11 protein-coding genes and 1 tRNA gene are annotated in these 12,974 nt (G+C 69.9%); 7 read left to right on the top strand and 5 right to left on the bottom strand.

Annotation, left to right across the window (positions count from 1 at the left end; genetic code table 11):
* The first annotated feature begins 158 nt into the window (after positions 1-158).
* The 4 genes from ABZ635_RS26355 to ABZ635_RS26340 all read left to right on the top strand — a co-directional run bounded on the left by ABZ635_RS26355 (position 159) and on the right by ABZ635_RS26340 (position 3,067).
* Positions 159-235, top strand: a tRNA-Ala gene (locus tag ABZ635_RS26355).
* Positions 236-588: 353 nt separating this feature from the next.
* Positions 589-1,206, top strand: a complete 618-nt coding sequence (locus ABZ635_RS26350; protein ID WP_357769850.1) for a TetR/AcrR family transcriptional regulator — start codon at positions 589-591, stop codon at positions 1,204-1,206.
* Between the two features lie 4 nt (positions 1,207-1,210).
* The gene (locus ABZ635_RS26345) at positions 1,211-1,624 is read left to right on the top strand and encodes a hypothetical protein (RefSeq protein WP_357769848.1); all 414 of its coding nucleotides are present in this window, start codon (positions 1,211-1,213) and stop codon (positions 1,622-1,624) included.
* Positions 1,625-2,533: 909 nt separating this feature from the next.
* Complete coding sequence (locus tag ABZ635_RS26340; RefSeq protein WP_357769846.1) at positions 2,534-3,067, top strand: hypothetical protein; 534 nt, start codon at positions 2,534-2,536, stop codon at positions 3,065-3,067.
* A 23-nt stretch (positions 3,068-3,090) separates the two neighbouring features.
* Here the strand turns inward: ABZ635_RS26340 and ABZ635_RS26335 are convergent, their stop codons facing one another.
* The 3 genes from ABZ635_RS26335 to ABZ635_RS26325 all read right to left on the bottom strand — a co-directional run bounded on the left by ABZ635_RS26335 (position 3,091) and on the right by ABZ635_RS26325 (position 5,751).
* On the bottom strand, positions 3,091-3,402 hold the full coding sequence (locus ABZ635_RS26335; protein ID WP_357769844.1) for a sec-independent translocase: 312 nt from the start codon (positions 3,400-3,402) through the stop codon (positions 3,091-3,093).
* 190 nt (positions 3,403-3,592) lie between these two features.
* Positions 3,593-3,796: a cold-shock protein gene (locus ABZ635_RS26330; protein ID WP_017543917.1), complete on the bottom strand. Its 204-nt coding sequence runs from the start codon at positions 3,794-3,796 to the stop codon at positions 3,593-3,595.
* Between the two features lie 317 nt (positions 3,797-4,113).
* Positions 4,114-5,751, bottom strand: a complete 1,638-nt coding sequence (locus ABZ635_RS26325; protein WP_357769842.1) for a phospholipid carrier-dependent glycosyltransferase — start codon at positions 5,749-5,751, stop codon at positions 4,114-4,116.
* Between the two features lie 110 nt (positions 5,752-5,861).
* Here ABZ635_RS26325 and rsmI point away from each other — a divergent pair, with 110 nt between their 5' ends.
* Together rsmI and ABZ635_RS26315 are read left to right on the top strand one after the other, a co-directional pair.
* The gene (gene rsmI, locus ABZ635_RS26320) at positions 5,862-6,737 is read left to right on the top strand and encodes a 16S rRNA (cytidine(1402)-2'-O)-methyltransferase (RefSeq protein ID WP_357769840.1); all 876 of its coding nucleotides are present in this window, start codon (positions 5,862-5,864) and stop codon (positions 6,735-6,737) included.
* 80 nt (positions 6,738-6,817) lie between these two features.
* Positions 6,818-7,480, top strand: a complete 663-nt coding sequence (locus tag ABZ635_RS26315; protein WP_357769838.1) for an AIM24 family protein — start codon at positions 6,818-6,820, stop codon at positions 7,478-7,480.
* A 180-nt stretch (positions 7,481-7,660) separates the two neighbouring features.
* On the opposite strand, the gene secD is transcribed toward ABZ635_RS26315, so the two are convergent.
* Positions 7,661-10,309, bottom strand: coding sequence for a protein translocase subunit SecD (gene secD / locus ABZ635_RS26310; protein ID WP_357769837.1), 2,649 nt, complete (start codon positions 10,307-10,309; stop codon positions 7,661-7,663).
* 123 nt (positions 10,310-10,432) lie between these two features.
* The gene (locus tag ABZ635_RS26305) at positions 10,433-10,885 is read right to left on the bottom strand and encodes a hypothetical protein (RefSeq protein ID WP_357769835.1); all 453 of its coding nucleotides are present in this window, start codon (positions 10,883-10,885) and stop codon (positions 10,433-10,435) included.
* A gap of 204 nt (positions 10,886-11,089) precedes the next feature.
* Here ABZ635_RS26305 and metG point away from each other — a divergent pair, with 204 nt between their 5' ends.
* Complete coding sequence (gene metG, locus ABZ635_RS26300; RefSeq protein ID WP_357769833.1) at positions 11,090-12,907, top strand: methionine--tRNA ligase; 1,818 nt, start codon at positions 11,090-11,092, stop codon at positions 12,905-12,907.
* Positions 12,908-12,974 lie beyond the last annotated feature (67 nt).

Below are 12,974 nucleotides of genomic sequence, written 5' to 3'. Positions count from 1 at the left end.
GCGAGGCCGAGCGCGAGGCGCAGATCATCGCCTTCATCGAACGCCGCAGCCAGGTGTACGACCAGTACGCCGACGCCCGGTTGCGGGCCGCAGGGGACTGAGTCGCGGCGCGGGTTCGGACCACCCCGTATCTCCTGATAGAGTTTCACATGTCTTCAGGGGCTATGGCGCAGTCCGGTAGCGCACCTCGTTCGCATCGAGGGGGTCTGGGGTTCAAATCCCCATAGCTCCACCACAGATCAAGACACACAGGGCCTCGCCTCAACGGCGGGGCCTTTGTCGTGGGGCAGGCGTGGGAGGTGTTCCGCGCCGGTTTCCACACCGGACACACGTCGAGGGGCCCGGTTCACCGAACCGGGCCCCTCGACGTGTGCCGGGCCCTGCTGGACGGATGTCGCTGATCCCTGTGGCGGGAGTGCGTCCGGGCCGGAGCCGCGAGTGTCACCGGCGAAGCGTCTATCCCCTGAGGCGGGTGGCCGGTGTCCTCCCACACTACCCTGGCGGACCCGAACCGCCTATGCCCCAGGGGCTCCGTATTTCCACGCCCGAATCTATACGGTGGAAACTTTTCGGTGTATAGTTCAGCGCATGGCAGACGGATACCACCACGGAAACCTACGGACCGCCGTCCTGGCCCGGGCCGCCGAGGTCATCGAACGGGACGGTCCCTACACCTTCAGCCTGCGCTCGCTCGCGGCCGATCTCGGGGTGAGCCACACGGCCCCCAGGTACCACTTCGGCAGTAGGGAGGGCGTCCTCAACGCCCTGGCCACCGAGGGTTTCACCGAGCTGGCCGCCCGGCTGCGGGCCAACCGCGAGGCGGACGGCGGCTTCCTGGAGTCCGGGGTGGAGTACGTGCGCTTCGCCACGGAGCGCCCCGCGCACTTCCAGGTGATGTTCGCGCCGACCCTGCTCGACGAGGACGACCCCGAGCTCGCCGCCGCTCGCGGCGAGGCCTTCGGCGAACTGCGCTCCGGGGTCGCCTCGGTCTCCGAGGCGGGCCGCCGGGTCGAGGACCCCGCGGCCGGGGTCGTGGCGGGTTGGGCGATCGTGCACGGCATCGCCACCCTGGCGCTCTCCGGGAACCTCGACAGCTCCGGGGTCCGGGCCCTGCTCGGGGACGCCGACCTGTCCACCGTCACCCGGCGCAGCGCCGGTCTGCTCTTCGCGGCGCCGGAACCACCCCCCACACCAGATCGGGAGTAGACCCATGTCAGCCGCGACGCTCATCACCTCCGGTGCCGTCCTCCTCACCGTGGTCGGCATCGCCTACGGGGGCACGTTCCTCCTCCGCGTGGTCAACGGCGCCGTCCCCGCCAACGAACTCCAGCGGACCCACTTCCGCGCGGGACACGCGCACGCCGGGGTCCTGGTGATCCTCGGACTGGTCGTGCGTCTGCTGTTGGACCAGCCCACCGTCCCGGACTGGGGCCGACTCCTGGGCGACCTGGTGCTCCTGTCCGCGATCCTCATGCCCGCCGGGTTCTTCCTCTCGGTCATCGGCCGCGAACCCCGGAGCCCGAACCGGTTCCGGGTCCTGATCCAGTGCGGAGCGGCCAGTCTGGTCGTCGGCCTGGTCTCCGCCGGGGCCGCCCTGATCGTGGGCGGTCTGGCGATGCCCTGACCCCGTCCCCACTCCCGACCCTCCCGCTGTCCGCGGGCGGCCCTTGACCCGGAACGGGTCCAGGGCCGCCCGCGTTTTTGGCGAGAAAGATAACCCGCCTTAGGTGTGGCCCGAAACCCGCCTTTGAGGCCCGATCGGGGACCGACTTCCGCGAGGGAGCAGGTTCCTTCGCCACTACGAAGGGTGACCACGCCGTTGTAGCGAAAAGCCCGAGAAGCGATGTTCTGTGTGGGTATCTTCTGGTCCGTCCACTTGCTGGTACGTGCCGTCACGTCGACCGCGACCACGGAGCGGATCGTTCCGGGGCGATTGGGCCGTTTCCCAGCGCGCCCACCACAATAGCGATACCATCACACTCTGTAATGTTCTTGTTCGGGGATTTTGCCCCGCGCCGGTGTTGTCTTGGCAGGTCACCGGGGAGGGCAGGTTTGACGTGGGGCAATGGGCACTTGCCTGAACTGCGAGAACGGCGGCTTCGGTGGGCTTTCGCGCACCGCCGCTGCAATACACGGTCGAGGGTCGACCACGGAATGACGAATATTCGAACCCGGGTCTTGTGAAGCCCGCCCGTATGGGACATCTTGGTTGCGGGATGGGCCGGAGACATCGATGGAAAGGTGGATGCTATGACCATGCACGCGAAGACCTCTCGCAAGGGCAACGGCTGGAGCTGGTGGTAACCAGCACACGCTGAACGTTCTTTAGGGAACTCACGTGTCGGGGGCCCGTCCGACCTCGTCGGCGGGCCCCTTCGCCGTGCCCGGGGCGCGCGGCCGTGCGGAACGGACGGCCCGCGGCGGGGCGTACCGCCCCGGAGGCCGGGATTTGACCACGGGCCGTGGCGGGTAGGACCACGGTACGACAACAGGACAGTCAGGTCCGGATCGACCGTGAAGGGGCGGAACCTCCGTGTCCGACTCCCCCCAGTACCCCGGCGGATACCACCAGCCAGAGGAACCACCACCGGAGGGCGGGTACGTCCGCCCCACCGAACCCGGACGGGCGCCGCGCGCCGGACCCCGACCGGACCCCGCACCGGGGAGCGGCGAACCCCCGGTCGCGGCGGAACGCTTCCGGCGCACCACACCGGCCAGGAGCAAGGTCATCCCCGTCGAACGCGGTCGGGGGTTCTGGCACCTGGCCGTCGGCACCGTCTTCTACGTCATGATCGTCGGCGGCATCGCCGACCACGTCGAACCGGGAGTGCGCATCGCCGCCCACCTGGGCTTCTGGCTCCTGATCGGGCTGGCGTTCCTGGTCGCGACGGCACGTGAGCGCCGACACGACTGGGCCCCCAGGGCCCGGTGGCCGTGGATCGCGGCGGCGCTGAGCGGCGCGGTGACCGTGGAGGTGCTGATCGTCGCCGTGGGCTCGACCGCGATCATCGTCGGCTCGGTGGTGTTGCTCGCCCTGGGCGCGTTCTTCCTGATGCTGGTTGGCTGAGGCCGGCGGAGCGGCGGCGGGGCCTAGGTGGCCTCGTCGTCGAAGGGCGGGCGCTTGCCGTTGAGCTGGGAGGCGGGCCTGCGCTCCGTCTCCTCCTCTTCCTCCCAGAAGTGCTTCTGGATGAAGCGCTTGGGGTTGAGGTCCTGGACGTCGAAGTCCTTGTACTCCGGGCCCAGCCCCTCCTTGATGTCGTTGGAAGCGGAGTTGGCCATGGTGCGGAGCTGGCGCAGGACCCGGCCGACCTGCTGGGCGGCCTTGGGGAGCTGGTCGGGGCCGAAGATCAGCAGCGCGAGCAGAAGGAGGAGGACGAACTCCCCACCGCTGATGCCGAACATGTGCAGTCCTCGCTCCTGGTGTACCTACCGGCTTCAAGCAGGTTAACCGGTATCGCCGGGCTTGGGTAACCGTGTACCCCCTAACGCGGCGGCGGCGCGGAGCCGCCTCCACGGCCGCGGGCGATCCCTTCGGACGCGGTCCAGCCCCCCGCTCGGGGAGCGGAGGGCTGGGAAGACGCACGTGTGACGGTCAGACCGCGCGAACGTCCGCCGCCTGCGGGCCCTTGGGGCCCTGGATGATGTCGAACTCGACCTTCTGGTCCTCTTCCAGGTTCCGGAAGCCGGTACCCGCGATCGCCGAGTAGTGCACGAACACGTCGGGCTGACCACCCTCGACGGCGATGAACCCGAAACCCTTCTCAGAGTTGAACCACTTCACGGTGCCCTGAGCCATGTGCTCTCCCTTGGGGACTACGGCGGGACCGCACCCTGCTGGTCCCGGGTCGCCGGGCGCCGTTCGACGAAGGGGATTCCCGAATCGGCGAGCGCCCACGTGCAGTTCCGCGAGGCGCCTCGGGCATCCATGGAAACAACAACAGCAACCAGTTGCAGACAGTACCAGGGGGAGTGTGGCCCTGCCGAGGCTTTTCCGGCAGGAATCCGCGTTTGCGGAGTGTCCTGTTTCGGCAACTCGAAACTGTTGCTTTCCCGCCCTTCTGCCACTAATGGAGATGTGTTCCGGGGAACGGTTATCGCGTTCCCCGGAACGGGTCAGGAAGCGTCTCGGCCGTAGACCCACACCTCGAACCAGAGGGGGTCCCGCCAACTCTCCTCCGGTACCGGATAGGCCGACAACACCGGATACAGATACGCGAAGTGGGCGATGGTCAGAAGCACCACGACGCCGAAGACGACACCGCCCACGGCCCGCAGGTACGGGGCGAAACGGGGACTGTCCTCGCCGGCCCCCATCACCAGTCCCAGGGCCAGCACGATCGCCAGAACCAGGAAGGGCAGGAACGGCAGCGCGTAGAACAGGAACATGGGGCGGTCGGGGTAGGCGAACCACGGCAGCCAGCCCGCGGCGACCGCGAGCAGCACCGCGCCCGCGCGCCAGTCCCGGAAGGTGATCCACCAACCGAACATCACGGTGACGGCGATGATGCCGAGCCACCAGATCACCGGCGTGCCGATCGAGACCACGGAGGTCACGCAGCTCCCGGCGTCGCACCCGGTGGCGTCGCCGTTGTAGTGGAAGAGCACCGGGGTGCGCATGACCACCCACTCCCACGGCGCCGAGATGTAGGAGTGGTCACTGCTCAGGTTGGAGTGGAAGTTCATCATGCGGGAGTGGTAGTCCGCGAGGCTCCACAGGGCCTCCACGGGGGCCCGTACGAACCCCGGCAGCCAGTCCGGCGCCATGCCGTCCGCGTGGTCGCGGTTGTAGCCGCCCCGGGTGAACAGCCAGCCCGACCAGGAGACCAGGTAGACGACGGCGGCCACGACCACCGTCTGGAAGAACGCCGGGACGGCGTCGAAGCCGAACCACCGGCCCAGGGGCCGCCGCTGACCGGCGCTGCGCCGGGCCCCGTAGTCCCAGGCGACGGTGAGCAGGCCGAAGGCGGCGACGAAGAACAGGGCGGACCACTTGGTGCCGATCGCCAGGCCGAAGCACAGCCCCGCCGCGAGCCGCCACCAGCGCATCCCCAACCAGCCCACGGTGGTGGCGTCCGCCCCGGCCTCCGCGATCCGCGCCAGCCGCTCCCGGGTCTGGTCCCGGTCGATCACCAGGCACGCGAACCCGGCCAGAATCCACAGGGTGAGGAAGATGTCCACCATGGCGACACGGCTGAGCGTGAAGTGCAGGCCGTCCAGCGCCATGATGAGACCGGCGGTGCACCCGAGCAGCACCGACCGGGTCATGCGGGTGGCGAGCCGGACCAGGATGAGCACCGACAGGACCCCGGCCACCGCGGAGGCCACCCGCCAGCCCTCGGGGGACACCGCCGTGCCGAACGGGAGCAGCGAGTACAGCCAGTCGCCGAGCGCGATCATCCACTTGCCGACCGGGGGGTGGACGATGAAGTCACCGCCCCCGGTCCAGATGTTCCCCTCACCGTTGCTCAGCAGGTTGTCGGCGTGGTCCAGCGACTCGTGCTCGTACCCGAACTCCCACAGCGAGTAGGCGTTGTTGGCGTAGTACGTCTCGTCGAAGTAGATGCGGTCGGGCTGACCGAGGTTGAAGAACCTCAGCGCGCCCGCGAATCCGGCGACGACGAGGGCGCCCAGCCACCCCAGCCACCAGGGGCTGGGAAGACGGGGCGCGAGGCGGGAGCGGAGCGTGGGCGGCTGGGCCGCTGCCGGGGGGTTCGAGGGCGGTACCTCGCTGTGAAGTGCGGTGCTGGTCATCTCGGCTCGTAGGTTGGGGTCAGAGATGGGGTCCGTTGCGGACGGACCGCGAAACCGGGTTTCGGGTGGCGCGATAGAGCCAACCGTAGCGCGACAGGACGGGGATCACAGTGGTTGAGGTCGTTGGCGGAACGCGGCGCGTCGGGAGGCTCGTTCTGGCGGGCCTGCCCATCGGAAACCTGGAGGACGCGCCTCCCCGCCTGCTCAGCGCGTTGGAGGGGGCTTGCGTCATCGCGGCGGAGGACACCCGTCGGCTCAAGCAGTTCGCCTCCCGTGCGGGCGTCCGGCTGGGCGGTGCCACCGGTGCCCGGATCGTCTCCTACTACGACCAGAACGAGACCCGCCGGGGCGAGGAACTCCTGGCCGACCTCCGTGGGGGCGAGGAGGTGCTGGTGGTCACCGACGCCGGGATGCCTGGGGTGTCCGACCCCGGTTACCGGCTGGCGGCGGCCTGTGCCGAAGAGGGCATTCCGGTCACCGCCATCCCCGGACCGTCGGCGGTCACCACGGCGCTGGTGGTCTCCGGGCTACCCACCGACCGATTCTGCTTCGAGGGCTTCCCCCCGCGCAAGGGCCTCAAGGGGTATCTGTCCGAACTCGCCGACGAGCGCCGCACGATGGTGTTCTTCGAGAGCCCGCACCGGATCGCCGCCACCCTGGAGGCGATGGCCGGTGCCTTCGGCGCCGAGCGGCGGGCGGCCGTGTGCCGCGAACTCACCAAGACCTACGAGGAGGTGCGCCGGGGCGGCCTGGGGGACCTGGCCGACTGGGCCGCCGAGGGCGTGCGCGGGGAGATCTCGGTCGTGGTGGAGGGCGCCCGCCCGAGGGCGGAGCGCACCAGCGACACCGAACTCGTGGAGGCCGTCGCCGCCCTGGAGGACGAGGGCGTACGCCGCAAGGAGGCCATCACCCGGGTCGCCAAGGAGACCGGTGTGCCCAAGCGGCGCGTGTACGACCTGGTCCACGGGGTCGTCGAGGCGGAGTGAGCCGCGTCTCGCCCCGGAACCCTTTCGACCGGGGAGCGTCGAACCTGGAAGTAACCGGCGACAGGAACGAGAATCCGACCATGCGCAGCGACCTCTTCCAGCAGGCCCAGGAGACCCAGCGTCCGGGGATGCACCTCCAGAACCACAAGATGCTCAGGGTGGGCCTCAACGGCGAGTTCCTCGCCAGGCAGGGCTCCATGGTGGCCTACCAGGGCGACATCGACTTCTCCTACCAGGGCGCCGGGAGCGTCGGGAAGTTCTTCAAGAAGGCGTTCACCGGAGAGGGCCTGCCCCTGATGCGGGTGTCCGGGCAGGGCGACGTGTTCCTGGCCAGGGACGCCTGGGACGTGCACCTGATCGACCTGGAGGGCGACTCCATCACGGTCAGCGGCGAGAACGTGCTGGCCTTCGAACCCGGGCTGGAGTGGGACATCCGCCGGGTGCAGGGCGCCGGGATGATGGCCGGAGGCCTGTTCAACACCGTGTTCACCGGCCACGGCCGGGTGGCGGTGGCCTGCCACGGGACCCCGGTGCTGCTCGACATCGACCAGCCGACTTTCGTCGACACCGACGCCGCCGTGGCCTGGTCGAGCACGCTCCGGACCGGAATCCGGCGCACGGCCAAGGCGGGGGCCATCATCGGACGCGGCAGCGGTGAGGCCTTCCAACTCTCCCTGGAGGGGCAGGGGTTCGTGCTGGTGCAGGCCTCCGAGGGCGCGCCCGCCCCGGTCCAGGGCGGCTGACCGGAGCGCCCGGGCGGCGTGCTCCGGGGCGGTGCCGGTCCGTGCGTTCGGGGCTGGGCGGCCCGGCCCCGGCGGGGGAGACCCCCCAGGAGCGAAGGGTCCCGGGCAACGGGGAGGGGCCCCGACCCGCGCGGTGTGCGCGGGCCGGGGCCCCTCCCGTGTGTACCGGTCCGGCGACCGCTACACCACGGCGCCGTCGTCGGCGTCGCGGGCGGCCTTGGCGGCTACCTTCTGCTTGGCCTTGCGCTCCTTGAGCACGTGCGGAGCGGGCGTGTTGTCCCACTTCTGGAGCCAGATGGCGATCGGCACGGCGACGAACACGGTGGAGACCACACCGGTGGTCAGACCGACCAGCATCGCGATGGAGAAGTCCTGGAGCGAGGACCCGCCGAGGAAGGTCAGGAAGCCCAGGATGATCCACGCGCCGACGGTGGTGTTGACCGTACGCGGCAGGGTGTTGAGCACCGCCCGGTTCGCGATCTCCTTGAACGAGGACTTCTCGTCCCTCGCCCATTCGTCTCGGACACGGTCGAACACCACCACCGTGTCGTTGACCGTGAAGCCGATGACGCTCAGGATCGCGGCGAGGAAGACACCGTCGATCGACTTGCCCAGCCAGATGAACAGCCCGATGACCAGCAGCATGTTGAAGGCCAGCGACAACATGGTGGCCAGACCGAACGACCAGCGGAAACGCCAGGCCAGGTAGATCATCTGGAGGGCCAGCGCCGCGCCCAGGGCGATCATGGCCCGGTTGCGCAGCTCGTCTCCCATGCTCGGGCCGATCAGCTCGTCGCTGACCAGCTCGACTCCGCCGGTCTCCTCGGAGAGGGCGTCGGCGATGGTGGCGGCCTCGGTGTCGGAGATGTCGGCGGTGCGCACGGAGATGTCGCCGTCGCCCGCCTCCTGCACCACGGCCGTGTCCGAACCCGCGAAGTTCAGGCCGGAGATGACCGACCGCGCCTCGTCCACGGAGAGCGACGTGTCGCCGGTGATCTCGTACTCCATGACCCGGCCGCCGGTGAACTCGACACCGTAGTTGGGCTGGCGGACCAGCGGTGCGGCGACCGCGGCGACCACGATCAGCGCGGCGACGATCAGGCCCGCACGGCGGAAGTCCATGAGCTGCGGGTTCTTCTCGACCAGCCAGGTACGGACCGGGCCGATGCGGTCGAGTCCGGTGATCGCCGGGTGCTTCTTGACGACCGCGCGGCGCACGGCCCACTCGACGAACACCCGCGCGATGATCAGCGCGGAGATCATGGAGGCGATGGTGCCGATGCTCAGCGTGACGCCGAAGCCCTGGACGGTGCCGGAGGCGAAGAAGAACAGCAGACCCGCGGCGAGGAACGTGGTGACGTTCGTGTCGAGGACGGCGCTCCAGGCCTTCTGCGTGCCCTGGACGAACGACTTCTCCAGGTTGGGCGCGATGGCGCGGCGCCGACGGCGGGCCAGGGCGCCGGTCTCGGACGTGCCGGAATCGGCGTCGGTGGCGTCCTTCAGACCGGCCGACTTGTTGGCCTCGTACGTCTTCTGCTGGCGCTGGTACTCCTCACGCGCGCGCTCGAAGATCAGCACGTTCGCGTCGATGGCCATACCGATCGCCAGCACGAAACCGGCCAGACCCGGGAGGGTCAGTGTGGCCCCCAAGGCGACCAGCGCTCCGTACGCGATGAGCGTGTAGAACGCCAGCGCGAGCGAGGCGAGGAAACCCACCAGACGGTAGACCACCGTGATGTACAGGGCGGTGAAGGCGATACCGAGGAGCGCGGCGATGGCGCTGGCCTCGATGGCGGCGGCACCGAGGGTCGGGCCGACGGTCTGGCGCTGGACCTCGGTGACCGGCAGCGGCAGCGAACCGCCCTCGATCAGCACGGCCAGCTCGTTGGCGCTCTCGCTGGTGAAGTCCTGGCCGCTGATGGTGGTCTGGCCGCCGGACATCCCGGCCTCACAGCCGATCTCCAGCGCGACCTGCGGGGCGGAGATGATCTGGTTGTCCAGCACGATCGCCACGCGGCGGCGGGGGTCGCCGTCGTTGTAGCAGGCGGCCTTGCCGGTCAGCTCGCGCCACTGGTCGCGGCCCTCGCCCCGGAAGCCGACGTTGACGACCCACTGGGCGCGGTTGGCGCTGTCCAGGGCGGCGTCGGCCGTGGAGACGCGGTCGCCCTGGATGAAGGTCTCACCCAACTGGAGCATGGTGCCCTGCTCGTCGGGCAGGGTCAGGGCGACGTCCTCGGGGTTCTCCGCGGAGGGGCCCGCCGGAGCCTGGGGCATGCCGCCCTGGCCGCCGAGCAGGTCCTCGAGGCCCTCCATGTCGCCGAGGTCGCCCATGCCCTCGGGCAGCTCGCCGCCGTCCTCGGGGGCGCCGTCCTGGTTGTCGGAGGGGGCGCGGGCCTCGTCCGCCGGCGGGTTGGCGAAGTCGCCGCCGGGGGCCTGGACGCCCTGGCCGCCCTGCTCGCCGACGCCCAGGACCTCGTGGAAGGACAACTGGGCGGTCTGGCCGACGATCTGCGCGGCCTCCGCCGGGTCCTGCACGCCCGGGAGTTCGACGATGATGCGGTTCTCACCGGAGCGGGACATGGTCGCCTCGGCCACGCCGAGGCGGTCGATGCGCTGGCGCAGCACCTCGACGACCTTGTCGGTGTTCTCCGAGTTGGCCTTGGTGCCGTCGGCGCCGTCCTGCGTCTCCAGGACGATCTGCGTACCGCCGCTGAGGTCGAGCCCCAGACGCGGTGGGATGAACCACGCCGCGCCGAACGCGACGAGGATGACGAGGAGGGAGATGAGCGCGCGCGTCCAGCGCGCCCCCGCTCCCGTTTGACTGGACAAGGGGTGAACCTCTCACTGCGGATGGTGGGTACCGGTCGCGTGCCCGGACGTTCCGGGCAGGGGGTCGCGTGGGGCCGGTCCCGGCGCCGTCGAGGGCTCCGGGAGGCGGCCGACCGGGGGTGGTCAGACGAGGGTGTGCGCGGTGAGAGGCGGTGCCCGGGTGGGCGGCAGCTCCTCCGCGTCGACCTGCTCCGGAACGGGGACGTGGTGCGGGAGGGGCAGCGGCCACCAGGGTTGGTCCCACACCGCCAGGCGCAGGGCGCACGTGGGGACGGCGTCGGGTAGGTCCCGCAGCACCGACCGCTGGTCGCAGACGGAGACGGGCGGCCCGAGCGAGACCGTCTGGGTCCCCCGGTACGGGTGGGCCTCCTCCGACGCCCCCGAGGGGTCGCCGTCGGAGCCGCCGTCCGCGGGGGCGCTGTGCCCTCCGTGCGAGGGCAGGGCGACGGTGTCCCTCTCCCCGGAGAGCCCGGAGGCCACGGGGAAGGACAGGATGACCAGCAGGACCACGCTGGTGATCAGCGACCCGGTCCGCAGGACAGGACGGGGTAGGGCACGCGTAACCGTGGTGACCACCGCCTCTGTACCAGTTGGAGGGTCGTGCTGGCTTGGCCGGCGCCCGGGGGCACACGGCTCCATCCAGCAGAGCATACGGGTAGGCACCCTCCCGGGGGAATCACGCGGTCGCACCCTGTGGACGACCGGGAACGGGCCCGGCGCCGGGCGCACACGGGGCTCCGCCGGGGCGCGGGCACCCCGGGCCACCTTTAGTCTTGTGTCATGTCGTCGAATCGCCACATCCTGACCGCGGTCGCCTGGCCCTACACCAACGGCCCGCGCCACATCGGCCACGTCTCCGGCTTCGGAGTCCCCTCCGACGTCTTCTCGCGCTTCCAGCGAATGTCGGGGAACCACGTGCTGATGGTCAGCGGCACCGACGAGCACGGCACCCCGATCCAGGTGCTGGCCGACCAGGAGGGCGTGAGCGCCCGGGAGCTGGCCGACCGCTACAACCGGATCATCGCGGAGGACCTGGTCGCGCTCGGCCTCTCCTACGACCTGTTCACCCGCACCACCACCGGCAACCACTACTCCGTCGTCCAGCAGCTGTTCACCACGCTCTACGACAACGGCTACGTCTTCACCCGCACCACCAAGGGCGCGATCTCCCCGTCCACCGGCCGCACGCTGCCCGACCGCTACATCGAGGGCACCTGCCCGATCTGCGGCTTCGACGGCGCGCGCGGCGACCAGTGCGACAACTGCGGGAACCAGCTCGACCCGATCGACCTCGTCGCGCCCCGTTCGCGGATCAACGGCGAGACGCCGGAGTTCGTCGACACCGAGCACTTCATGCTCGACCTGCCCGCCTTCGCGGACGTCCTCACCGAGTGGCTCAAGGGCAAGGAGGGCGACTGGCGCCCCAACGTCCTCAAGTTCTCCCTGAACCTGGTGGAGGACCTCCAGCCGCGCGCGGTCACCCGCGACCTCACCTGGGGCGTGCCGATCCCGCTGGACGGGTGGAGCGAGAACGCCGCCAAGCGTATCTACGTGTGGTTCGACGCGGTGATCGGCTACCTGTCGGCCTCCATCGAGTGGGCCCGGCGCATCGGTGAGCCGGAGGCCTGGCGCCGCTGGTGGCAGGGGGAGGACAACGAGTCCTTCTACTTCATGGGCAAGGACAACATCGTCTTCCACTCGGTCATCTGGCCGTCCATCCTGCTCGGGGTGAGCGGCGGAGGCGACCGGGCCGGGGACGTGGGTCCGCTCGGCGCGCTCAACGTGCCCACCGAGGTGGTCTCCAGCGAGTTCCTCACGATGGAGGGGCAGAAGTTCTCGTCCTCGCGCCGCGTGGTGATCTACGTGCGCGACTTCCTGGAGCGCTACTCCGCCGACGCGCTGCGGTACTACATCATGGCCGCGGGCCCGGAGAACCAGGACACCGACTTCACCTGGGCCGAGTTCGTCCGCCGCAACAACGACGAGCTGGTGGCGGCCTGGGGCAACCTGGTCAACCGGTCCGTGTCCATGGCCGCGAAGAACCTGGGGGAGATCCCGGCCGCCGGTGAGCTCCTCGACGAGGACCGCAAGGTCCTGGAGGCGTCCCGGGAGGCGTTCGCGACGGTCGGCGCCCGCTTGGAGAGGTCGCAGTTCAAGGCGGCGCTCCAGGAGGCCATGCGCACGGTCGCCGAGGCCAACAAGTACATCTCCGACCAGGCTCCGTGGGCCCTGAAGAAGACCGACCCGGAGCGCATGGCGACGGTCCTGCACGTCGCCCTCCAGCTGGTCAGCGACGCCAACACCCTGCTCACGCCGTTCCTGCCGGAGTCGGCCAACAAGGTGTACGCGATGCTCGGCGGTACCGGCACCTGGACGGGCATGCCGCGCATCGAGACCGGCCACGACACCATCGGCGGTTCCGAGGAGAAGGTGGACTACCCGGTCATCACCGGTGACTACGCCGACAACGCCGCCCGCTGGGAGTCCGTGCCGATCGTGCCGGGCACCCCGCTGAGCCGCCCCACCCCGTTGTTCACCAAGCTCGACCCGTCCGTGGTGGACGAGGAGCTGGCGCGTCTGGCCGACGGCACCGAGTAGCCGCGAACCGACTCGGGTCGGGCGCCGGTCCGTGTGGAACCGGACCCCTGCGCCGATCATGGCCATC

Origin of the sequence: Nocardiopsis sp. NPDC007018 (genome assembly GCF_040635075.1) — a bacterium.
Taxonomy (GTDB): domain Bacteria; phylum Actinomycetota; class Actinomycetes; order Streptosporangiales; family Streptosporangiaceae; genus Nocardiopsis.
Note: the sequence above shows the minus strand (reverse complement) of the source record. Positions and strands in the feature narration are given on the sequence as shown.